General features: G+C 69.9%; 20 protein-coding genes and 1 pseudogene. 9 read left to right on the forward strand and 12 right to left on the reverse strand.

Translation table 11 applies throughout. The features are described from left to right. The first annotated feature begins 194 nt into the window (after positions 1-194). Positions 195-356: a hypothetical protein gene (locus ACIP94_RS34870; protein ID WP_402434917.1), complete on the forward strand. Its 162-nt coding sequence runs from the start codon at positions 195-197 to the stop codon at positions 354-356. Between the two features lie 52 nt (positions 357-408). Here the strand turns inward: ACIP94_RS34870 and ACIP94_RS34875 are convergent, their stop codons facing one another. From ACIP94_RS34875 to ACIP94_RS34885, 3 genes are all read right to left on the reverse strand, one after another. Next, the gene (locus ACIP94_RS34875) at positions 409-3,048 is read right to left on the reverse strand and encodes a glycosyl hydrolase (protein WP_402434920.1); all 2,640 of its coding nucleotides are present in this window, start codon (positions 3,046-3,048) and stop codon (positions 409-411) included. A 406-nt stretch (positions 3,049-3,454) separates the two neighbouring features. After that, complete coding sequence (locus ACIP94_RS34880; protein WP_402434925.1) at positions 3,455-3,943, reverse strand: DUF3618 domain-containing protein; 489 nt, start codon at positions 3,941-3,943, stop codon at positions 3,455-3,457. Continuing rightward, on the reverse strand, positions 3,940-4,311 hold the full coding sequence (locus ACIP94_RS34885) for a phage holin family protein (protein WP_402434928.1): 372 nt from the start codon (positions 4,309-4,311) through the stop codon (positions 3,940-3,942). The genes ACIP94_RS34880 and ACIP94_RS34885 overlap by 4 nt, the downstream gene beginning before the upstream one ends. 637 nt (positions 4,312-4,948) lie before the next feature. Between ACIP94_RS34885 and ACIP94_RS34890 the strand changes: the two genes are divergently transcribed. Together ACIP94_RS34890 and ACIP94_RS34895 are read left to right on the forward strand one after the other, a co-directional pair. After that, positions 4,949-5,938, forward strand: a complete 990-nt coding sequence (locus ACIP94_RS34890; RefSeq protein WP_402434931.1) for a magnesium and cobalt transport protein CorA — start codon at positions 4,949-4,951, stop codon at positions 5,936-5,938. A gap of 199 nt (positions 5,939-6,137) precedes the next feature. Further along, positions 6,138-7,175 (forward strand): aromatic acid exporter family protein, encoded by a 1,038-nt coding sequence (locus ACIP94_RS34895; protein WP_402434934.1) that lies wholly within the window; start codon positions 6,138-6,140, stop codon positions 7,173-7,175. Between the two features lie 139 nt (positions 7,176-7,314). Here ACIP94_RS34895 and ACIP94_RS34900 read toward each other — a convergent pair whose 3' ends face one another. The 3 genes from ACIP94_RS34900 to ACIP94_RS34910 form a co-directional block, all read right to left on the reverse strand. Beyond that, a complete protein-coding gene (locus ACIP94_RS34900; protein WP_402434937.1) occupies positions 7,315-7,638 on the reverse strand; it encodes a hypothetical protein in 324 nt (107 codons plus the stop codon). A gap of 94 nt (positions 7,639-7,732) precedes the next feature. Continuing rightward, positions 7,733-8,608, reverse strand: coding sequence for a helix-turn-helix domain-containing protein (locus ACIP94_RS34905; protein WP_402434940.1), 876 nt, complete (start codon positions 8,606-8,608; stop codon positions 7,733-7,735). Then, positions 8,605-9,393 (reverse strand): peptidoglycan-binding protein, encoded by a 789-nt coding sequence (locus ACIP94_RS34910; protein ID WP_402434943.1) that lies wholly within the window; start codon positions 9,391-9,393, stop codon positions 8,605-8,607. The genes ACIP94_RS34905 and ACIP94_RS34910 overlap by 4 nt, the downstream gene beginning before the upstream one ends. Positions 9,394-9,712: 319 nt before the next feature. Here ACIP94_RS34910 and ACIP94_RS34915 point away from each other — a divergent pair, with 319 nt between their 5' ends. Further along, the gene (locus ACIP94_RS34915; RefSeq protein ID WP_402434946.1) at positions 9,713-10,135 is read left to right on the forward strand and encodes a hypothetical protein; all 423 of its coding nucleotides are present in this window, start codon (positions 9,713-9,715) and stop codon (positions 10,133-10,135) included. A gap of 315 nt (positions 10,136-10,450) precedes the next feature. Here the strand turns inward: ACIP94_RS34915 and ACIP94_RS34920 are convergent, their stop codons facing one another. Next, complete coding sequence (locus ACIP94_RS34920) at positions 10,451-11,539, reverse strand: hypothetical protein (RefSeq protein ID WP_402434949.1); 1,089 nt, start codon at positions 11,537-11,539, stop codon at positions 10,451-10,453. Between the two features lie 386 nt (positions 11,540-11,925). Next, the gene (locus ACIP94_RS34925; protein WP_402434952.1) at positions 11,926-12,600 is read right to left on the reverse strand and encodes a helix-turn-helix domain-containing protein; all 675 of its coding nucleotides are present in this window, start codon (positions 12,598-12,600) and stop codon (positions 11,926-11,928) included. A gap of 87 nt (positions 12,601-12,687) precedes the next feature. Between ACIP94_RS34925 and ACIP94_RS34930 the strand changes: the two are divergent. The 3 genes and pseudogenes from ACIP94_RS34930 to ACIP94_RS34940 all read left to right on the forward strand — a co-directional run. Next, positions 12,688-12,747, forward strand: a pseudogene (locus ACIP94_RS34930) (hypothetical protein); the annotation flags it as partial. Between the two features lie 438 nt (positions 12,748-13,185). Next, positions 13,186-13,464 (forward strand): DUF1540 domain-containing protein, encoded by a 279-nt coding sequence (locus ACIP94_RS34935; RefSeq protein WP_402435095.1) that lies wholly within the window; start codon positions 13,186-13,188, stop codon positions 13,462-13,464. A gap of 29 nt (positions 13,465-13,493) precedes the next feature. Next, the gene (locus tag ACIP94_RS34940; RefSeq protein ID WP_402434955.1) at positions 13,494-13,922 is read left to right on the forward strand and encodes a CBS domain-containing protein; all 429 of its coding nucleotides are present in this window, start codon (positions 13,494-13,496) and stop codon (positions 13,920-13,922) included. A gap of 365 nt (positions 13,923-14,287) precedes the next feature. On the opposite strand, the gene ACIP94_RS34945 is transcribed toward ACIP94_RS34940, so the two are convergent. Then, the gene (locus ACIP94_RS34945; protein ID WP_402434958.1) at positions 14,288-14,938 is read right to left on the reverse strand and encodes a TetR/AcrR family transcriptional regulator; all 651 of its coding nucleotides are present in this window, start codon (positions 14,936-14,938) and stop codon (positions 14,288-14,290) included. A gap of 74 nt (positions 14,939-15,012) precedes the next feature. Here ACIP94_RS34945 and ACIP94_RS34950 point away from each other — a divergent pair, with 74 nt between their 5' ends. Then, entirely contained in the window at positions 15,013-16,401 is a 1,389-nt protein-coding gene (locus tag ACIP94_RS34950; RefSeq protein ID WP_402434961.1) for an FAD-dependent oxidoreductase, read from the forward strand. A gap of 324 nt (positions 16,402-16,725) precedes the next feature. On the opposite strand, the gene ACIP94_RS34955 is transcribed toward ACIP94_RS34950, so the two are convergent. Beyond that, positions 16,726-16,986, reverse strand: coding sequence for an SDR family oxidoreductase (locus ACIP94_RS34955; protein ID WP_402434964.1), 261 nt, complete (start codon positions 16,984-16,986; stop codon positions 16,726-16,728). Positions 16,987-17,339: 353 nt separating this feature from the next. Here ACIP94_RS34955 and ACIP94_RS34960 point away from each other — a divergent pair, with 353 nt between their 5' ends. Then, positions 17,340-17,921: a CGNR zinc finger domain-containing protein gene (locus tag ACIP94_RS34960; protein ID WP_402434967.1), complete on the forward strand. Its 582-nt coding sequence runs from the start codon at positions 17,340-17,342 to the stop codon at positions 17,919-17,921. Between the two features lie 359 nt (positions 17,922-18,280). On the opposite strand, the gene ACIP94_RS34965 is transcribed toward ACIP94_RS34960, so the two are convergent. Beyond that, the gene (locus ACIP94_RS34965) at positions 18,281-19,330 is read right to left on the reverse strand and encodes an aldo/keto reductase (RefSeq protein ID WP_402434970.1); all 1,050 of its coding nucleotides are present in this window, start codon (positions 19,328-19,330) and stop codon (positions 18,281-18,283) included. A gap of 174 nt (positions 19,331-19,504) precedes the next feature. Then, a complete protein-coding gene (locus ACIP94_RS34970; RefSeq protein ID WP_402434973.1) occupies positions 19,505-20,551 on the reverse strand; it encodes a Gfo/Idh/MocA family protein in 1,047 nt (348 codons plus the stop codon). Positions 20,552-20,710 lie beyond the last annotated feature (159 nt).

Below are 20,710 nucleotides of genomic sequence, written 5' to 3' on the forward strand. Positions count from 1 at the left end.
CGTCCACCTCGGTGAAAGGCTGTGCCGCCGGACACACGGAGGTCGCCGTCCGCCCCGGTGCAACGGCCGGACAGCGGTTGTGCGTGCGTCCGGGGACGGTGGTGTCTCTCGTCCTGCAGCCGCGCCTGGATGACAGGCGTTGGAAAGGCGTGCAGAGCTCCGCGCCGGTTTTCGTCCTTGTATCCGGGTGGCGGGTGGACGCGGACGGCACCGCATACGCCACGCTGCGCTGCGCGGGCACCCGGGCCGGCAGAGCACGGATCACCGCGCTGGCGAAGGCGCCGGACGTGGCGGGTGCGGCGCGCGGCGCCTTCACACTGGACGTCAGTGTGGTGCCGTACCCGAAGGAGGGGTGAACCCCGGAAGCCGGGATCACCCCTCCGTCCAGCGGTCGGCCGCGCAGATGCGTCAGCCGCAGTCACGCACGCTGATCGTGTAGAGCCCGCGGCCGTGCGTCGCCGCGTACAGGGTCCGGCCGTCGGGGCTCAGCTTCAGCTGGAGCACGGCGACGGCCGGAAGGGAGCCGACGCGCTGCCACTTCGTCCGGCCCGGCGCGCGGTAGACGACGCCGAGGTCGGTGGCGACAGCGATGCCGCCGTTCGCCGTGACAACCGCGGAGTTGGCCGGTACGTCGGGAAGGTTCGCCGAGATGTCCGTCCAGGTCGTACCGCCGTCCTTGGACTCGAAGACGTGGCCGACGCCCGCGCCGGGTCCCTCGGTCCAGTGCCGGGAGAAGCCGTTGACCGCGAGGAAGACGTGGTCGGCGTTCTTCGGGTCGACGGCGAAGCCGCTGAGGTAGCGGTTGGGAACGGTTCCGTCCACGGGCAGGGTGATGTCGTGCCAGCCCGTGCCGTCCGCGTTGCCGACCGCGATGCCACGGGCGAAGCCCTGCTCGTTGCAGGGGCCGCACCAGGCCGCGTAGACCTTGCCGCCGGAGGCCGCGACGGCGGTCGCGCTGCGGCCGGCGCCGAGGTCGTAGACGCTCTTCCACTCCGATCCGCTGCGGATGGCATAGCCGTGGGTCTGCACCCAGATGTGGCGGCCGCCTGCGATCCAGGTCGAGCTGCTCTTCGCGTCGCTGGCGAGCGGCGCGATGAAACGGGCCTCACTGGTGGCGTTGTCGGCCGGGGCGACGTTGTACGAGGTCGCCTTGGTGGCGTCGGTGGTCCAGGAGCCGTCGTTGACAGCGCAGTTCTGGGTGACCTGGACGGAGAGGTAGACGTATTCCTCGGCGATGTTGCAGCCGTTGGCCGGGTCGGTCAGGGTGTCGCCGCCGTCGCCGCCGAAGTTGGAGCCCATCACCTTGTCGTTGCCGCGCAGGACGGACTGCCCGTTGTCCTGCAGACCACCGGTGACGGAGACGCCGCCGTACGCGGGGTCTTTGCCGACGCCGACCGAGTAGTAGTGGAGGGTGTCGATGCTGCCGTCGTTGAGCGAGGTCCAGTCGGTGGCGTGCCCGGAGACGTCCTGCGTCCCGTTCACCGGCCGCTTGTAGGCACCGCCGTCGTTGCCGACGTACACGAAGCTCTTGCCGTGGTAGCTGCCGATCGCGACGCCGTGCTGGTCGGAGTGCGTGGTCTGGCTGCAGTCACCGGTCTGCTTGCCCGGGTCGATGCTCCAGCACGGGAACGTGAAGTTCCAGTACGGGCCGACGGTAGACCAGGTGGCTCCGCCGTCCTTGGTCTCGTAGACCTCTTCCAGGCCCGCGTACACGTGCTTGGGGTTGGCCGGGTCGACGGTCAGGAACTGGTTGTACCACGCCTGCACGCCCGGCATGTAACCGCTCGTGGTCAGCGCCGAGCCGTCGGCGGCCAACTGCTTGTAGTCGGCGATCTTCGTCCAGGGGCCGAACGGGGAGGCTGCGCCGTAGATGCCCTCCAGCCCGCTGTCGGGATTGGACGCCATCTGCGCGGGCGACTGGTCGATGGCGTAGTAGCGCGAACCGTCGGCAGAGCGCGCGAAGGTGACCGTGCCGACATTGTGCGCGTCGGTCGGCAGGTCGCCGAAGCCGCTGGTGATCCGCTGCCAGCTACCGCCGACCTTGCTGTAGAAGCCGTTGTAGTCGTCACCGCTGCGCCAGCCGACCGCCAGGATCACCTTCGAGGGGTCCTTGGGGTCGATGGCGATGTCGTTGGTGATGTTCTTGTACGCGGCGCTGTCGTCGGCTGCCTTCGAACCACCCGGCAGATAGTCGGGGTTGGGCGCGAACTCCAGCTTCCAGGGGCCGCTGAGGTGCTGCGTGGAGTGGCTCCACACACCCTCGCTGGTCGCCGCCCACACCTTGCCGCCGCCGAACCGCAGCTGGCGGATGGTGGTGCTCTCCAGCTCGTCGCCGCCCACCCTGCTGCGCGTGGAGAAGCGCCCGTGATGCGGGTCGGACAGCACGTACACGCCGCTGCCCAGGTACGCGTCCGCATTGGTGTTCGCCTCGCCGGTTCCCAGCCACAGCCGCCCGGCCCCGTCCAGGGCGAGCGCGCCGGTGGACTGCGAGGGCAGGCGGTCGCTGATCGGCTGCCAGTGCCCGCCACCGGTTCGCGAGCGCCACACTCCGCCACCCGCGCTGCCCGCGTAGACGTAGCCGTCGTCGTCCGCGGCCATCGCGGCCATCCGGCCGGTGACGTCGCCCGAACCTCCGCTGGAGTTGGAGTCGATGTCGCGGTAGCGGGGGTCGTCGGAGTTGTACGGCTTGTCGGTGAGGTGCCGCCAACTGCCGCCGGTGCCACTCAGGTTGGTCAGACTTTGCCAGGCGGCACCGTATGCCCCCGGTGCGACAACGCCGGGTGCGGTGCGGGCCTCGGCGTACTGGTCCGCTCCCTCGGCGATCTCATCGGCCTCGTTGCCGCCGTCGCCGCCCTCCCCCTTTGCCTTGGGGGTGACGCCGCCGATCGAGTGCTGGCGTTCACCGGCCAGTCGAGTGAGCGTACGAGCCCCGAAGGGGCTGTTGTGGTGCTTGCCGGGCGCGGCGCTCGCGGGTAGGGCGACGAGGCCGGCCGATGCGGTGATGGCGCAGATCGTGAGCCATCTTCTCTTTCCGGTTGGTGCTGACACCAAGTCCTCCCACACGGACAGTGATACAGCCGTCACCGGAGACCTGATCACGATCGAAATGACGTGTCCGCCGCTTGGCCAAATCTTTGTCCAGAACCTGACACCCCGCCGTCGGGAGGTGAACGTGAAAGTGCCTGCAAGGACGTCGTCAAGCGGTCAAGAGGGGTCAAAGCAGCCGCGCGCCGCGGGCGGTTGGAGGCCGGGAGCGGATGGATCGCCGTGACCGCACGCAGTACGGGGCAGGGGGTGCCGGTATACGTCGTACCGGCACCCCCCTTGTGTGCTGGGTCAGCCGGCCCACGTTCCGGTCAGGCGGCGGGTCACAGTGGCGTCCGCGCGGTCGGCGACAGCCTTGACCGGGGCGAAGGCCCCCACCTGTAGCGTGGTCGCGGGCTCCGAGATGCCCTCACGACCGTCCCCCCTTGCGGCGCCGGGCCAGCCACACCGCACCGGCCGCACCGGCGGCCGTCAACAGCAGGGTGCGGTTGTCCCGCGCCAGCCGCACCCCCTGTTCCGTCCTCTGCTTCACGGGCTCCGGTGCCTTGTCCTCCCACAGCCGGCCCGCCTGAGCGGCTTTCGCGCGGGCCTGCTCGGCGGCCTGTGCGGCCTTGTCCCTGACCGGATCGGGCAGCTTGTCCTGCGCCTGATGTGCCAGGTCGGCCGCCTGGGCCTTCAACTCCCCCGCTTTGACGGCAGTCTGTGCCTTCAGCTCGCCGGCTTTGGCCGTGGCCTGCTGTATGACGTCGGTGGCCTTTTCCTGGGCCCGGGTCTTGACGTCGGTCTTGGCCGCGAGTGCCTCGACCGTCTGACCGAGTTCCTCGCGGGTCTGCTCCACCTGCTCGCGCAGTTCCTCGGGGCTGGAGGCCGTCTTCTCGTCGTGGGGCGGCTGGGTCATCGGTGGGCACTCTCCTTGATTTCGGCCACGTCGGCCTTCACGTTCTCGATCGTCTGCTCCGGCGTCGGTGGAGCAGCCTGGCTGACCTGCTTCTTTCCGCTCATGGCCATGACCGCGGCGATCACACCCAGCACCGCGGTGACGATCAGTGCCGCCGCCCACACCGGCAGCGGAACCGCGAGCGCGGCGATCGCTGTGGCCACCAGGGCCTGCAGGGTCAGGAAGCCGACTACTCCGGCTCCGCCGAACAGGCCCCCGCCCTTGCCGTAGCGCCTGCCCTTCTCCTTCATCTCCGCCTGCGCCAAGCGCAGTTCGCCTCGCACCAGCTCCGTCAGCTGGTGCGAGGCCCTGTGCACCAGCTCGCTCACCGGCTCCTGGTCAGGGCTGGGCCCTTGCCGGCCAGGCCCGGCGTCGTGCCGCTGCGTACTCGACAAGGCGATCACCTCCCGTCCGTCTCATCCTGCTCGCCGGTCCGCTCCCCGCGTTCCGGTCCTCGATCGAGCGCCCGAGTACCCGGAACGGCCCACTTCAGGGCAGTGGATGCGGCCCTGCGCGATTCGTTCACCAGCCCCGCCGCATCGCCAGCCCGAGGGCGGGTCCGCGCCGACAAGCACAACCGGATCCGCTCCCCACGAACGCTTGGGCAGCTTCGTCCGCGCGTCCGGGGCCGGCTGCTCGACCGCCGGCCCCGGGGCCGACCTCCTCGGGCGGCGGCACCCCGGGGACCTGCGCCTCGTCGCTGTCGCTGGGGACTTTCCGCGCCTGATGCAACCTCGCCATACACCGCGGGTAACCGTGGAGGACTCGCCTACGCCCCCAGGTTGCCGCGGGGTCCCGCGGTGCTGTCGATCCCCGCGGCGGCGCCGACGCCGGCGGCGGTGCCCCGGCGGGCCCCCCGCCCCACCACCCCCAGCCGGTTTGGGTCGGCTGTTGCCGACTGCGCACTGTGGTGGTGATTGGGCCTGTCCGCGCATGGAATCCGGTGACGGAAGCACCCGAAGGAGTATGGAGTGTGTGATCTATCAGGAGCGGACGGGTGAGCGTGAGCAGGTCGACTGCCGACAGGAGGATGGCGGATGCCAGGCCGCTTTGGACCGACTCGGTGTGCTGAAGCAGGACGAGTTCGCCTGGATACGCATGGACGAACCCGGCCAGGAGGACTTGGAACGGCTGGGCGAGTACCTGAATCTGCACCCTCTGGCGATCGAGGACGCTGTCCAGGCGCACCAGCGGCCGAAGCTGGAACGCTACGGAGACGTGCTGGCGGTCGCGGTGAAGACGCTGTGGTTCGTCGAGCAGACCTCCGACGTGGAAACCGGTGAAGTCATGATCTTCCTGGGCTCGTCGTTCGTCTTGACCGTCCGGCACGGCGCCCTAGACCCCATGGTGGAGGCGGCGATCCGTCTGGAAGACGCTCCGCACAGCGCGGGGCTCGGCCCGGTCAGCGTCCTGCACGCGGTCGCCGACGTGATCGTCGACGGCTATGAGCAGGCCGCGGCCCAGGTCCGCGAGGACCTCACGGATCTGGAGCGGTGCGTGTTCTCGCCGACGCGCGAGGATCTGACGGAACAGATCTACTCGCTCAAGCGCGAGGTTGTGGAGTTTCGCGGCGCCGTCCAGCCGCTGGTCCCGGTCATGCAGCATCTCACGGTATCCCGTGACGACTGGCCGCCACAGGTGGAGCCGTACTTCCGCGACGTCTCGGACCACCTCACCCGCACCGACACCGAGGTCCGTGCGCTGGACGACCTGCTCAGCTCCGTCCTCGACGCCCATCTGGCGAAGGTCGGAACCTGGCAGAACGACGACATGCGCCGCATCAGCGCCTGGGCCGCGATTCTCGCCATCCCCACCTTGGTCGCTGGTATCTACGGCATGAACTTCGCACACATGCCCGAGCTTGACTGGCGCTACGGCTACCCGTGCGCGCTGGCTGTGATGGCCCTCGGGGCAGGACTGCTGTATCGGTCCTTCCGCCGCAAGGGCTGGATCTGACACCCGATCGGATCCCGCTCGGCGGGAAGGGGCGTCCGATGCCGGCGACCCAGCGGCATACGTGGCACGAACAGGTGGCACTCGCCCTGGCATGCAGTGGATGCGAGTGACGGTGCAATCGGTGCGACGCGCCTTGCAGTCTGCAGGGCAGACGGTGAAGCGGGCCTGTACCGGACCGGGCCGGGAGCGGGACCTGGCGATGCAAGCCGTCAAGGCGGCGCTGGCTGCCTGGGTCGCCTGGGCCGTGGCGGGCTGGTGGCTCAAGGCGCCGGTGGCGTTCGTCGCGCCATGGGTGGCCATCGTCCTGGTGGAGTCGACCGTCTACCGGTCGTTCGCACGCGGTCTGCAGCAGCTCGCGGCCATCGCCACCGGGACCTTCCTGGCCACTGCGGTCGCGCTGGTGCTGCACGACACGATGTCGGCCATGGCGCTGGTACTGCCCACAGCGGTGCTGCTGGGCCACTGGCGACGCCTGGGCAGCGAGGGCATCTACACCGCCACCGGCGCCCTGTTCGTGCTGACCAACGGCCCCGTCAGCGTCACCACCTCCCTGGCCCGTATCACCGAGGCGCTCTTCGGCGCCGTGGTGGGCATCGCCATCAACGCGCTCGTCCGGCCCCCGGTCTACCTGCGGGACACCCGCGCCGCCCTGCTCGATGCCACCCACGAGGCACACGACATCCTCCGAGCGGTCGCCGACGGACTGGCCGACGACCGATGGGACACCGACGAGGCAGGCGCCTGGCACGAACGTGCCCTGCGCCTGCAACGCCTCGTGGACCAGGCCCGCGCCTCCCTCGGCCACAGCAGGGAAAGCCTGCGTATCAACCTCCGTCACCGCGCCGGCTCGAAGTCCGCTCCCGGCAAGGACTACGACGACGCGGTCGTCGTGCTCGAGTACGCCGCTGTGCACACCGCCGGCGTGACCCGCACCGTCCTCGAGGCCGCCGCCGGAAAACGGGCGGCCGCCAGGCCGCACCCCACCCTCACCCACCAGTACGCCGAATTCCTCCGTCAAACCGCCCATTCGCTTCAGCTCTACAGCCAAAGCCGTTTCGGCCACGAGAACAGTCGCGAACTGCGCGAGGCCGTACAGGAACTCCATAGGACGCTCGACGCACTGCGTCGCCATCTGACCCGTTCGAGGCTCAACGACCCCGATGAGGTCGCCACTTACGGCACGCTGCTGGCCCAAGCCCACCGCCTGGCCGACCAACTGGTCACCACGGAACCTTGACCCGCGACTGCGGTCCGTCCCTGCGGCAGCGGCGGACGGCCACGGTCGGGCGCACGCACGGGTCACTCCCATCCCGTGGCCATCACGTGGCGAGCCCACTCGGGTAGTGGGCTCACGACGCCCGCCCCGTCGAACCCGCTCAGTGCTCCGTGCGGGAAGACCATAGGGCGGCGCCGCCCTGGCTGATGACGACGTTGCCGTCATCCTGCAGCACCAGTTCGGCGCCGTTGTGTCCCGCGGTGCCCGATGACCACAGGGTCTGGTTCGAGCTGTTGTATACGACCAGGTTGCCGTCCTCCTGGAAGACAGCACGGTTGCCTGCTCCCGACGTGTTCGACGCCCAGCGGGCGTGCCCGTTCTCGTCGTAGACGACCAGGTTGCCGTCGCTCTGCATCACCAGGTGAGCGAGGGTGGCGGACCACGACTCCCCGGCGGACAGGGTGCGGGTCGCCTGGATCACCATCACCTGCTGAACAGGCAGCGTGACTGCGCCCGTGGCCCCTGCCGGCCGGGGCCACGGGATCAGCGATCCAGTGGGGGTACCGCAACAATTACGGTCAGCGCCGGAAGCACTCCGGACCCCCACCGCCTCCCGGTTCGAAGCACACCCGCAGCCCGGTGAGGTCACTGCCGTCGATCATCGGCGTGAAGAGATAGCCCTCGGCGTCGTACTTGTCGGCGACCTCGGCCCGCTGCGGCTTGCCGCCGGGGGCCGACACTTCGAGGGCGTCCCCGATGTGCGTGTGCCACACCCGGGCCCACGCGGCATCGCACGCCGGGTTGTACCTGATCTCCGTCCATGCCCCGGTGGAGGTGCGGCGTGGCGCGCCGAGTGCCCGGACCTGTGTGGGGTTGCCGCAGCCCATCAGCCCGGGGTCCTTGCCCGCGCATCCCCGCGCGCGGCAGCCGGGGGAAGGCGGCGCGCTGAGCGCGGCCTGCCTCACGGGATCCCCGGCGCCCGCGTCCGGCAGGACTGCGGCCCACACCGCCGCTGCGACACCGACCGCGACCGCGCAGGCGGCGGCGATGACGGCCCCCCTGCGGCCTACGGTGGTCCGCTTGCGCGGCCGCTGTTCGGCCCGGTCCGCGGTTGCGGCGCGGTTGCCCGGCCTGTGGTTCCGGGGTCGTGCCGTCTCCTTCGCGATCACAGAGGGTGCCGCGCTCCGGGCCCGCCCGCTCCACTCCAGATCGGCCAGATCCCACAGCGCCATCAAACGTCCGGGCGGCTCGGTCGCCAGCGCGCACAACGCCTCGACGGCTTGGCGCGGGGCGAGCTGCTTGCCGTTGAGATAGCGATCCCAGGACGACTTGCTGTACGGAGTGCGCTCGGCCAGCACGGCCAGGCTCAGGCCCGTACGCGCCCTGAGTTCCCGCAACTCGCCGGCCAGCCGCATGCATGCGGGAGTGGTGGCATGCGGTGCGCTGCCCTTCATCGTCGCAGCACCTGCCAGGTGTGGGGGCCCACGATGCCGTCGGCCGGCAGGCCCGCCTTGTCTTGCAGCCGCTTGACGGCCCGTGTGGTGTTCTCTCCGTAGACGCCGTCTGCGCCACCCGGGTCGAAACCGAGGTGACGCAGCAGGCACTGGGCCTCCACGACATCCCACCCGGGCTGGGAGAGGACAGCGGTGCGGGTGGTGCTGTAGCCCGCGTACAGGCGGCCGTTCTCCCGTTTGACCGCGCAGGGATAGGTCTTGCCGGGCTTGTAGGCGAAGGTCGCATCGGGCGGGACAGCCGCGCTGTGCTTCGCCCCGGCCAAGCCTTTCCGGCGACCCCCGTCCTGCGTCCACGGTGCCGCGAGCAGTAGTCCCACGAGCAGCGCGCCGAGCACCGCGGTTGTGAAGACGCCGATCAGCACCGACCGGCGTACGCCCCTCGGCGCCGGTGCATCCGCTGCCTCTGCGGCCTCTGCGGCCTCTGCGGCCTCTGCTGCTCCGGTCTCCTTCTGCCACGCCTGCGTGGCCACATCATGGAGCACCAGGAGCCGTGTCGGCTCGACGCCGGCCACCCGCGCCAGTTCCTCCACCGCCTGCCTGGGCGGCAGAGACCTTCCGTTGAGATAGCGCTCCCAGGAGGAGCGGCTGTAGCCGGTCTTTGACTGGAGCGATGCCAGGCTCAGCCCGCTGCGGTCCTTCAGCCGGCGTAGCTGCACAACCAGTTGCCGCTCCGGGTCGCCGAGCGAACTCGGTAATTCATTCCAACGCGTCACGTTCCACCCCATACGCGCTCAGTCACCGAGGTTCAGTATCCGCCTCCTCTGTGCTCTGGTACGCGGCTTGGGGATCCTGGGTTCTCGGCAAGCGCCTGACGGTGCGCCTTTCGGCCAGCTTCCCGCCGTCCTCTCGGCCCACCGCGTCCCAACGCTGCGTCCTGTGTGGCGACGTCCCATCAGGTCAGCGGAGGGGATGTCCCACGAACTCCTCAAGCAGCAGCGGTTCCTGGTGGCGGGCCTGGATCGGCCTGCAAGCTCAGTACTGCAAGCCGGGCGGCGCGGTCCACCCCGCGCCGCCCTCACCGAGACGGGGAAGGAACCCAAGATCATGAAAGCTCGCAAGCGCATGGCCCTGCTGCTCGCCACCGCCGTCCTGGGTGGTGGCGTTGCCGCCGCCGGTCCGGCCGCCGCAACCGCTCAGACCCACGGGGACGCGCCGGCTCACCTCTCATCCACCGTGGGCGCGTCCGCCACGAAGTGCGCCGGCTGGAAGTCGGTTCGCCTGGACGGGAACCCGGCAGGCATGAGGTACCTGGAGTGCTGGCGCACGTACCAGGGCAAGAAGCAGTCCAGCGGCGCGATCTACCTGTGGGACAACAAGCACGACGGCCTCGAGGCATGCGGCAAGATCACGATCGGCCGGTGGTTCAAGGACTGGTGCTGGTCCAACGAGTCCCAGCACAGCCCTGAGTACATCAGCGGCTGGCACGACGGGGCCGACGCCAAGTTCGGCCTCTTCCTGGCCGGATGACATCCGCCGGCCGCGGACCGGCCCTGATGTGACCACGCAGTGGCTGCGCTTGCGCCGTGGCGGCGGCCCGTTGCCCGGCGCGAGCACATCGCGTACCGAGCCGACAAAGCCCGGCCGTCTCCCACTCGCACAGAAAACCTCTCTTCGGTGCGAGGTCACACGAGATCGCCGCGGGTACTCCTCGGCGGCCAAGGAGCCGCCGAGGACGGAGGCAGTCCCCATCGGCACCATTGGCTCCCTTAAGTCCGCGGTCGGGCAGGCGCCGGCAGCCGTACGCCCGTGGAGCGCCGGCCAGGGCACGCTCTTCCGCCGCCGCTACATGGGGTCGGCGTAGCGCAGCAGTACGCCCACGCCGTCGCCCATCCGCAGCTGCTGCTCGGACACCACGACCAGTTCGGCCCGCGTGCCGACCAGGGCACGGGTCAGGGCAGCGTCGGCGCGCTCCTCGCGGATGTCCTGTACGCCGTAGGAGCGCAGTTCCTCTTCGGTCAGGGAGAGTTGGCCGGCTTCCGGACCGACCCGAAGGCGCAGCGTCGACTCCGGATGGTTGTTCAGGAACAGGGCCTTGACCCGACCGCGCTGCAGGGCTGATACGGCGGCGGAAAGGCCCTCGGCCGACGCTCCGCCGCGTGCTTGCTGTGCGAGGAAGGCATCCAGCAGGGCTTGGTCGTGCGCCGCCATGTGGCCATCGAAGAGACCTTCGAGCCGGTGCTCGAGAAGCGCCCGCCCAGGCTGCGACTCGCCGGCGCCCTCCACCGTGGTGACCTGGCCTTGCAGGGAGGCGGGGAGCCGGCGGACCAGGATGCCGCGGGCCCAGACGTCTCCCGCGACGACCACCGCTTCGCTGTCGACGCACCGTGCGTGACCTTCCAGTTCCCTGCCGATGGCTTCGGCGGCGTGCAGCCAGTCCGCCACAGGGATCTCTTGGTGCAGGCGGTGCCCCGGCATGACCTTGGTGTGGGGCCAGATCCCGGCCTCGACGTCGATGCGCACGGTGCCGGTGGCGTCCGTGGAGTGACGGCCGCCGTAGTGGACATGGACCGCCAGATACGGGATACCGGGCGCGTGCTGGACGATCAGCGGCATGGTGTCCGGCAGCGTTCCGAAGCGGGCCGTGTCCCGTGCGGGAGGGGCGGGCAACTCGTCCATCAGGGCCGGCCGGCCGTGTGCCGTGAACACGGCCTGCCCGTGGGCGCCCGGGACATCCGTGTCGCAGCCCACCATGCGCGCCACCGCCTCGACGGAGTCCTGGTCCGCGCCCTCGGACATCAGGGCGTCCCGCAGATGCCGCCAGCGCAGTTCCAGGGCGGCATCGGGATCGTCGATGTCGCGAGAGGTGTCCAGATAAACCGACGCGAAGGGGCCGGGCTGCTTGTACAGGGGTTCGAGAAATGAAAGTCTCATGGTCACTCCCCCACGCCCTGCCGACGCCTCCGGGCGGGAGGCCGCGCTCTCATGATGCGTACGAGCCTCGCGGCCGGGAGACAGGGGCGCGTAGAGCAGACGGCGATGAGCGGGATTGCCGGATTGTGCGCCATCCCGGACCGGCACGTCGGCCGTAGGTGGGAAAGGCCCGCCCCGGCAGGCTGCCGGTCCGTGTTCCGTACAGGCGGTGTCGTCGCGGTTCACCTCCGCGAGGAGTGCCCCCGATCCCTTTCCATGGTGCACGTCCGTACCCACCCGGGCGAATCCGTCGCAACGCTCCCAGGCACGCCGGACCGGAAGTCCGGCTCTTCGACGGCCGCCGTCACCCCGCGACAACTGTCGGGACTACCGGGGCGTCGGTCTCGTCACACCGTGATCCGGCGCCCGGTGATGCTGGAGGGTTCGATACGGATCCACAACTCACGCTGTCCCCCCGCCCAGGGTGCGCTGTACGCCTCTTCCTCCAGCCGCCGTACCGACTCGGGATCCGTCACGGCTCGGGCGTGGCCGCTCACCAGGACGCTCCAACCCTGGCTGAGGGCTTCGTCGAGATGGTCGACCTCGAAGGCCACTTGAGAGCCCTGCGCCTGCGCGGGTAGCGCGTGGGGGCGGGTCCTGAAGACGAGCGTCCCCTGGACGACGCTGTAGTTCACGGGGACGATCACCGGCCCCGCGGCCGTGTGCATCGCGAGTCTTCCCACGCCGTGCGTCGAGAGCAGCTCCCGGCACTCCCCCGTGGTCAGCTCCGTGAACTTCGGGCGTCGTCCTGCCTGCCCGAGGCCGGGCGGAAGATCGACATCGCCGCCGGAGAGGTCCCGGACGGTGGTCTGAAGCGCGCCGGCCAGTCTGAGGAGGGAGGCCGCGCCGGGCGCGGCGGTGGGCCGCTCTTCCAGGTACTGGAGATAGCTGGAAGCCATGCCGGCCCGCTCGGCCGTTTCCTCTCGGGTCAGGCCGAGTTCTTCGCGCCGCAGGGCGATTCGGCGCCCAAGGTCCCCGATGGGGTGACCTCCCGCCGCGTTCGATGAAGCTTGTGCGGCCATAGCCCCTCACCTCCTCTCAGATCATGCAGCCACCGGCCCGGCCCTGGCGAGCCGGCGCGCGCGGGCGCCGAGACCGCTCAGGCGATGATGACCTCGCCCGCGGTGACGGCACGGCCCGGCTGGAAGGTCGTCGAGACCGCCCGCGCCATGTACCGCAACCCGGTGAAGCGGCTGCCCGTGATCGACGAGAGGGGCAAGCTCGTGGCGTCATCAGCCGCCGCGCCCTGCCGCGGCCCTTCCTTCGCAGCGACACCGCGATCAGCGACGAGATCCGCCGCGACGTGCTCGGCACCACCCTGGGCGCCCCCCCGGAACACCGTCCGTGTCGACGTACGCGAGAAGCGTGGTGACGCTGCCCCCGGCAGGGTCGAGGAGAGGTCCGTCATCCCGGTCATCGAGCGTCTTCGAAAGCACCCGGCTCCGGTCGCGTCCCGGGTCCTTCGGGTGATTCGCGACTTCTCCGGGTGTCGCACGCCGCCCCGGGGCGGAAGTGGGAACACCTTGATGACTGACCGAGGGTGCGACGTCGTGGGCCGTCACCGCTCGCACCGGCAGCGGGCTGAATGTCAGGAGAACTCCGTGCAGATGCCCTTCATCAACGAGTGCGCGGTGGAGTCGTGCTCGTACAACGTCGGTGCCGCCTGTCACGCGCTGGCCATCACTGTGGGTGATCCTCCGCACGCCCGGTGCGACACATTCTTCGTCACCGCGTTCAAAGGCGGCGACCCGGGTGCCGCCGGGCAGGTCGGAGCCTCCAAGATGTCCGATTGCCGACACAACTCGCGGCTCGAGTGCCAAGCCGACGGCATCACCGTCGGCCCGGGGCGGCAAGGCGCCGACTGCCTGACCTACAGCCCACGCTGAGGAGGCTCGGCATGAAGGTCTCCGCGGCAATGAGCGCACCCGCAGTGGCCCTCCCTCCTCGGGCACCTTTGGCGGAAGCGGCCCGGCGGATGGACGAATACGGAATCGGTTCCGTACTCGTCGTCGAGGGCGGGGCACTGCGCGGCATCGTCACCGACCGCGACCTCGCGGTGCGAGGGCTCGGCCGTGGCCTGGACAGCGGGGCGCCGGTCGAGGCGGTGATGTCGCCGCAGGTCATCACCGTGGGCGCGGACGACGACGTCTACGTGGCGTATCGGACTCTGCGTCGGTCCGGTGTGCGCCGCCTTCCCGTCGTCGACGGCCAAAGGGTCGTGGGCATGCTGACGGTGGACGACCTGTTGCTGGACGTTTTCCAGCGAGTGGCCGACCTGCTCGGGCCGGTCGCCTGGAGCATCCTCGAAGAGCCGCCTGGACCGCCGTCGGCGGACAGTCCTTAGCCAACCTCGCCCGCCTGTGCGAACGGGCCATCCGCCGTCACGACCCGTGCCTGCCGTGCTCGGCGCACGACCCGTGCCTCCCGTGCCCGGCGCACTGGCCTGGACCTGAACATCGAGCCCGAACCGGGTCCGGTTTGACGAAGACAGCGCAGCCGAGCCGCGCAAGGCAGACCGGAGGAGACCCACAGACCCACGCGCTCCTCGGCACCCCGGCCGGTCGGCCCGTGGTGGTTGTTCCTTTTGTCCAAGGCCGGCCGTCGCGGCAGCGGTCGAGTGCGTCGCTGGCGGCCGGACAAGCCGCACGCGGACAAGGGGCATGAGTCGACGGCCGCTTTCCGGACAACCTCAGCCGGCATCTCTCTTGGTCAGTCGATCCCATACCGGGTCGCGATGCCGGCGATCAGGAGTTCCAGCCCCTCCTCGAAGTGCCGCTCGTAGTCCGCGAAGATCTCGGCGCCCGCGGCGGCCGACAGCGGGAAGTCGGCCATCATCCGGGCGCGTTCGGCGACGTCGAAGCCCTCGCGCCGCTCATCGGGCAGCGGTTCGACGCCCTGCTCCTCGATGACGAAGCCGATCGTGTAGAGGTACGTCGTCGTGGTCGCGCGAACGGCCTGGGCGAAGGTGAAGCCGGCGGCCGTGAAGAGGCGCAGGTTGTCCTCCATCTGCTCGGCGTGTTCGATGCCCGTGAAGCGTGAGCCACTGAAGACCTTCGCGCCGTCGCGGTACCCGCGCAGCGCCTCGCGCAGGCCGTGGCTGGCCTTGCGCAGCCGCTCCCGCCAGGTGTCGTCGGGGTCGAGCGGCGTCCGGGCGACGATCCGGCGGTACATCTCCGTGGCCATCTCGTCGAGCAGCGCCTGCTTGTCCTTGAAGTGCCAGTACAGAGCGGGTGCCTTCACGCCCAGCTCGCGGCCGATGGCACTCAGCGTCAGGCCCTCCAGGCCGACCTCGTTCAGGAGGTTCAGGGCGGCGTCCGCGACCCGTTTGCGGTCGAGGGGCACACGTCGTTTCGTGGTCACGCTTGACAGCTTAACGGCGTTAAGTCCACCGTCGCACCCGACCGAACTTAACGACGTTAAGGAGGATGGGGCGGATGGCCGCACAGGTGGACGTACTGGTGGTGGGCGCGGGCCCCAGCGGGCTGACGCTGGGTATCGACCTCGCCCGGCGCGGGGTGGACGCGCTCGTCGTCGAGCGGGCCGACGGGTTGTTCCCCGGCTCGCGCGGCAAGGGGATCCAGCCGCGCACCATGGAGGTCTTCCACGACCTCGGCATCCTCGACGCCGTCCGCTCGGCGGGGGGCGCCTACCCCGTCGGAATGATCTGGCGGGACGGACAGCGTAGGGGCGAACGTCGGATGTTCGACCCGGCGGAGGCGACCGAGGACTCGCCGTACACCGAACCGTGGATGGTGCCGCAGTGGCGCACACAGCGGATCCTGCTGGCGCGGCTGGAGGAGTTGGGCGGGCGGGTCGCCTTCGGCAGGGAGGCGGTCGGGCTTGAGCAGGACGAGAGCGGGGTGACCGTACGCTGCGCCGACGGCACCGAGCTGAGGGCCGGATACGTGGTCGCCGCCGACGGGGGCCGCTCGAGGGTGCGCCGGGCACTCGGCATCGCCATGACCGGCGAGACGGTCGATCCGCACCCCGTGCTGGTGGCGGACGTCCGCATCACCGGCCTGGACCGCGACAACTGGCATATCTTCCCGTCGAGCGGGGCGGACGACGGCTTCATGGCGATCTGCCCGCTGGCGGGCACAGAGGACTTTCAGCTCACGGCACAGTTCCCCGAAGGCACCACGATGGACCTGTCCCTCGACGGTGTTCGCAAGCTCGTCGCCGCGCGCTCGCACCTCGCCCCCGAGGACGTGACCGACGTGCGCTGGGCCTCGGACTTCCGCCCGCGTGCGGCCCTGGCGGCCCGCTTCCGCCAGGGCAGGGTCTTCCTCGTCGGAGACGCGGCGCACGTCCACTCGCCGGCCGGCGGCCAGGGCCTCAACACCAGCGTGCAGGACGCCTACAACCTGGGCTGGAAGCTGGGCGTGGTGCTGCGGGACGGCGCGCCCACCTCACTCCTTGACACCTACGAGGAGGAACGGCGCCCGATCGCGGCCGAGATGCTAGGCCTGTCGACGAGCATTCACCGCGGCCAGGCCCGCCGCGGCGAGGCGACCCGCCAGCTCGGCCTCGGCTACCGGACCTCCTCTCTCACGGAGGAAACCCGCGCCACTCCGGGGCCGGTGAGGGCGGGTGACCGCGCACCGGACGGAACAGTGGAGGGGACACAACTTTTCGACGCGTTTCGCGGGCCGCACTGGACTCTGCTGACGATGGACACGGACACCGACGCGGCACAGGGATACGGCGCGGGGGTGTTCCTGATCCGCCCGGACGGTTACGTGGGTTGGGCAGGAGAGACCACGGACGGGCTGGCGGAGTACGCGAGGCGGGTGGGGGCCGAGGGCGCGCGTCGAGTCCCGTAGTCCCTGTCCGCGGATCGTCGACCAAGGTGAGCACAACGCGGTGCGGTCGGTGAAGACCAGATCCTGCTTCGGGTCGGCACCCGCAGCCCTCGAGCGCTCATGACCGCGTCGTCCGTGCAGGTCCGCCTCGCGCAGCGCGCGCCACGGCTCGGTCAACTCCTCGATCACATCGCCCAGTTGGATGCCGGCCGGACACGGCGGTGAAGCCAGGATGGAACAAGGCCGCGCGGGCCCACTTCTCGGTCGTACCCGAAGAACCCGCGCGGCTGTCCTCATGTCACGGCCAGCCCGCGTTCAGCTATGGGGTGGCTCCTTCGCCGGCAGTCATTCCGGGACGGTGAACGCTTCGGTAATGCCGCCGTCGAGTGGGACCACGGCGGCGGTAATGAATCCGGAATCATCGCCGGCGAGAAAGGTGATCACTCCGGCGGCTTCCTTCAGCGTGCCGAATCGCCCCATGGGCCAGTTCACCGGCCGTTTCTCCAGCGCACCTGGATTGCGCTCGAAGACAGCTCGCTGGTCCGGCGTTTCGATCGGCCCGAACAGCACCGCGTTGACACGCACTCCGCTGCGCGCGAGATGCACGCCACGGGCGCTCCGTCCGAGGGCGGGTGTGCCTGCGCGGAACGGCTATGCCTTTCGGGCGGATTCGGCCGGGTCGGCCGAGAGGCGTCGCAGGCTCCAGTCGAAGACGGTGATGAGGACGTACCCCGCATATGCTGGGCGGAGATGAGAACGCGGAGCATAGGCCTCATCCTGATGCCTATGTCGCCACTCAGGTACCCATCTACGGCAATTCTCCCGGCGGGAACAGGCATCTTCCCCTATGCGACTCTGCTCACCCGTCCGCCCCTGACGCTATGTAGCGTCCGAGACTATTAACAAAAGGCGTATGCTTATGTCACTAAGAAGCGCACGGACAGCGGGAAGTGATCCACATGAGCTGGTCGGCCACGGTTCGCTACGGTACGGAGCCGGCCCCGGCAGGGCTCGCTTTTGTGCAGGATTTCATGAACACGGTCTCCGCCGGTAAGCCCCGTACGAAGGATCTCCTCGCCGACCTCGGCGACGCTCAGGCCTGGCTTGATCAGGCGCTGGCACAGTGGGGCGAGGTCACCGGCACCCCCCTGGCCGGGATCGAGCTCGAAGCTCACGATCAGGAAGAGCTCCGCGGTTTCCGTGACGGTCTGCGCCAGGCTGTGGCCCGGGGCCGCGACGACGCGCTTCCCCCTTTGCATACAGCGGCCACTGCGGTGCAGCTCGGTGGGGACGGGCAGGCCCGCTTGGAGCCGCGCGGCACCGGCTGGCGGCGAGTGGCAGCACTGGCCCTGATCGAGGTTTTCCTGGCCCAGCAGACAGGTGCCTGGCAGCGACTGAAGATGTGCCGCAACGACCGTTGCGGAACGATGTTCTTCGACAGGTCGCGCAACATCAGCGGCGTCTGGCACAACGTGAAGATCTGCGGTAATGCGGCGAATCTGCGCGCCTACCGGGCACGGCAGCGGGCGCAAAAGGGGTAGGCGCTCTTCGCTGTCCGGTGAGCGGTGCGCGGGGCCGGCCACAAAAGCCCATGGCGGTCAGCCCCGCCCTTCCAGGCAGTGCGAGGAGGGCCCCTCGTGACACGAACTCCTCGACGACGCACGGCACACGCGTGCCCTGCGACTGCTCAGGGCGACCGATGTGACCCTCGGCGGTGTCGCCCGTGGGGTCGGCGGCCGCCCTGGTACGCGCGTTCACCTGCTGGCACCACATGACGCCCGGCGCCTACCGCCGGCACCACACCCACAGCGGAGCCACGACCCACACGAAGAACACTCCCCCCTGACTCCCGAAGACCGCTCCCCACACGGCGGCGGACGAGGGGCCGTTCCGCCCTGCTTCAGGCTGCGGTCCTGGACTCGGCCGGGCGTCGACGGAGCGTCGGCGTGGTGAGCGACGGCGGAGCCCAGACGCCGTCCGGGGGGTACACATCGGTTCCGGGCGGCACGATGTCGTCGATCCGGTCGAGGACGGCGTCGTCCAGCATCACGGACATGCCCTTGAGCGTGTCGCGCAGGTGCTCCATCGTGCGGGGACCGATGATCACCGATGTGACCGCCGGATGCGCGAGCGGGAAGGCGACGGCCAGCTCCGGCAGTGAGCAGCCCACTTCCTCGGCCACGGCGACGAGTTGCTCGACCGCCTCCAGCTTCGCGGCGGTGCGGGGCGCCGACGGATCGAAGCGGTCGGGGTGCAGGGTGGGACGCCCGCTGCTCAGATCGAGCTCCCGGCCCTTCCGGTAGCGGCCGGTCAGGAACCCCGAGGCCAGGGGACTCCAGGTCAGCACCCCCATGCCGAGGCGTTGCGCGACCGGCAGCACATGCTTCTCGATGCCGCGGGCCAGGAGAGAGTAGGGCGATTGCTCGGTGCGGAAGCGATGGAGCCCTCGGCGGTCGGCCACGTGGTATGCCTCGACGATCTCCTCGGCGGGGAACGTGGAGCAGCCGAAGGCCCTGATCTTGCCCTGGTGCACCAGATCGGTCAGCGCCGAGAGCGTCTCCTCGATGTCGGTCGTGTGGTCCGGCCGGTGCACCTGGTACAGGTCGATCCAGTCCGTCCCCAGCCTCCGCAGGCTGTCCTCCACCTCCCGGACGATCCAACGCCGGGAGTTTCCGCCCCGGTTGGGGCCGTCGCCCATGGGGAAGTGGACCTTCGTCGCGAGAATCACGTCATCGCGGTGGCCCTTCAACGCCTTGCCCACGATGGTCTCCGACTCGCCGGCCGAGTACATGTCGGCGGTGTCGATGAAGTTGATCCCCTCGTCCAGCGCGGCGTGGATGATCCGGACGCATTCGTCGTGGTCGGCATTGCCGACGGAACCGAACATCATGGTGCCGAGGCAGTACGGGCTGACCTCGATGCCGGTCCTGCCCAGAACGCGGTAGCGCATTCACCTCTCCTTGGAGCTCGCCCTGTTGGGGATGCGGCGACTCTACGAGTTGGAGTCCGCTCCAGCGCAAGCGTCCGCCCGGCGCTGCGGGACGGGTCCGGTCGAGGCCGTCACCCGGCTCCGGGCACACACGGATACGAGGCCATCAGGTCCGGAACGTGCCGGGAGAGGTCGTCATGGGGTTGCGGCTTGGTCCTTCTCCTGGCGGCGGAGCGGTAGTCCGCCGGCGCGGTAGATGCCGTCGAGGACGCCCATGGTCCTCACGGCGTCCCTGGCGGAGGTGATGACCGGTCCGCCATCGAGTACCGCGGCAGCGAACGCCTCCAACTGGCGGGCGTAGCTCGACGGGTTGCGCGGCACACGCTCCCGCCGCACCACGTGTGCTCCCGAGCTGCGCGGGCGACGGATCGTCACCTGGTGGTAGAGCTGGGGCATCACGAAGTTGGTCACGTTCAGTTCGCCGTCCGTCCCGACCGCGCGGGCCCGGATCGACAACACCCGGCGCGACCACATCGACGCGCGGACGCGCCCGGACACCCCCTTGGGGAAGGCGAGTTCCGCAGTCATGGCGCGGTCGATGCGCGGGTCCTTGCGCAAAGTCGTCATCCGTGCCGAGGTGACCGCCGGATCGCCACCGCCGAGAAGCCGGGCGACGTGCACCGCATAGCAGCCGGCGTCCATCGTCGCGCCGCCCGCCAGCGCGTAGTCGTACCGGATGTCGCTGAACCGGGGCAGGGGAAAGCACAACTCGGCCTCGACCCGGCGCAGCTCCCCCAGTTCGCCGCTCGTCACGATCTCGCGCATCCGCTCGGCAAGCGGGTGGTAGCGGTAGTGGAAGGCCTCCATCACCACCAGGCCGTCGCGCGCGAAGGCGACGTCGGCGGCGTCCGCGACGCGCTCGGCCTCGGCACGGTTGGCGGTGAACGGCTTCTCGCACAGTACGTGCTTGCCGGCCTCGAGAGCCTTGAGTGTCCACTCGGCGTGCAGCCCGTTGGGCAGGGGCACGTACACGGCGTCCACCCGCGGGTCGGCGAGCAGCGCGTCGTAGCCGGCGTGTACGACCGGGACATCGTGCTTGCGGGCGAACGCCTCGGCGCGGGTCCGGTCGCGCGCCGCGACGGCGGTCACGGTGACACGCGAGGTCTGCCGCGCAGGCTTGATGAGCGCACTCGGCGCGATGGCGGCTGCCCCGAGCAGCCCGATCCGAAGGTGTCTGGACACGGGGACAGTGTGCCAGCCCTGCCGCGTGGGAAGGGCGCAACGTCGGCCAGACGCTGTTGCGCTGCTCGTCCTGCGGTCCCTCCGGACCGCCGACCGGCCGCTCGTACGACCGGTCGCATGCCGGCAGGTCCCAGCCCATGTGGTGAGGTGCGCCGGATG

This window comes from Streptomyces sp. NPDC093261 (assembly GCF_044753645.1).
Lineage (GTDB): Bacteria > Actinomycetota > Actinomycetes > Streptomycetales > Streptomycetaceae > Streptomyces.

Coding starts and splice junctions, on each gene's coding strand:
- ACIP94_RS34900 (WP_402434937.1), bottom strand. CDS start 7,638: ATGGTGATCCAGGCGACCCGCACCCTGTCCGCCGGGGAGTCGTGGTCC.
- ACIP94_RS34890 (WP_402434931.1), top strand. CDS start 4,949: ATGGAGTGTGTGATCTATCAGGAGCGGACGGGTGAGCGTGAGCAGGTC.
- ACIP94_RS34935 (WP_402435095.1), top strand. CDS start 13,186: ATGCCCTTCATCAACGAGTGCGCGGTGGAGTCGTGCTCGTACAACGTC.
- ACIP94_RS34940 (WP_402434955.1), top strand. CDS start 13,494: ATGAGCGCACCCGCAGTGGCCCTCCCTCCTCGGGCACCTTTGGCGGAA.
- ACIP94_RS34960 (WP_402434967.1), top strand. CDS start 17,340: ATGAGCTGGTCGGCCACGGTTCGCTACGGTACGGAGCCGGCCCCGGCA.
- ACIP94_RS34905 (WP_402434940.1), bottom strand. CDS start 8,608: ATGAAGGGCAGCGCACCGCATGCCACCACTCCCGCATGCATGCGGCTG.
- ACIP94_RS34880 (WP_402434925.1), bottom strand. CDS start 3,943: ATGACCCAGCCGCCCCACGACGAGAAGACGGCCTCCAGCCCCGAGGAA.
- ACIP94_RS34910 (WP_402434943.1), bottom strand. CDS start 9,393: ATGGGGTGGAACGTGACGCGTTGGAATGAATTACCGAGTTCGCTCGGC.
- ACIP94_RS34925 (WP_402434952.1), bottom strand. CDS start 12,600: ATGGCCGCACAAGCTTCATCGAACGCGGCGGGAGGTCACCCCATCGGG.
- ACIP94_RS34965 (WP_402434970.1), bottom strand. CDS start 19,330: ATGCGCTACCGCGTTCTGGGCAGGACCGGCATCGAGGTCAGCCCGTAC.
- ACIP94_RS34915 (WP_402434946.1), top strand. CDS start 9,713: ATGAAAGCTCGCAAGCGCATGGCCCTGCTGCTCGCCACCGCCGTCCTG.
- ACIP94_RS34920 (WP_402434949.1), bottom strand. CDS start 11,539: ATGAGACTTTCATTTCTCGAACCCCTGTACAAGCAGCCCGGCCCCTTC.
- ACIP94_RS34950 (WP_402434961.1), top strand. CDS start 15,013: ATGGCCGCACAGGTGGACGTACTGGTGGTGGGCGCGGGCCCCAGCGGG.
- ACIP94_RS34895 (WP_402434934.1), top strand. CDS start 6,138: ATGCAAGCCGTCAAGGCGGCGCTGGCTGCCTGGGTCGCCTGGGCCGTG.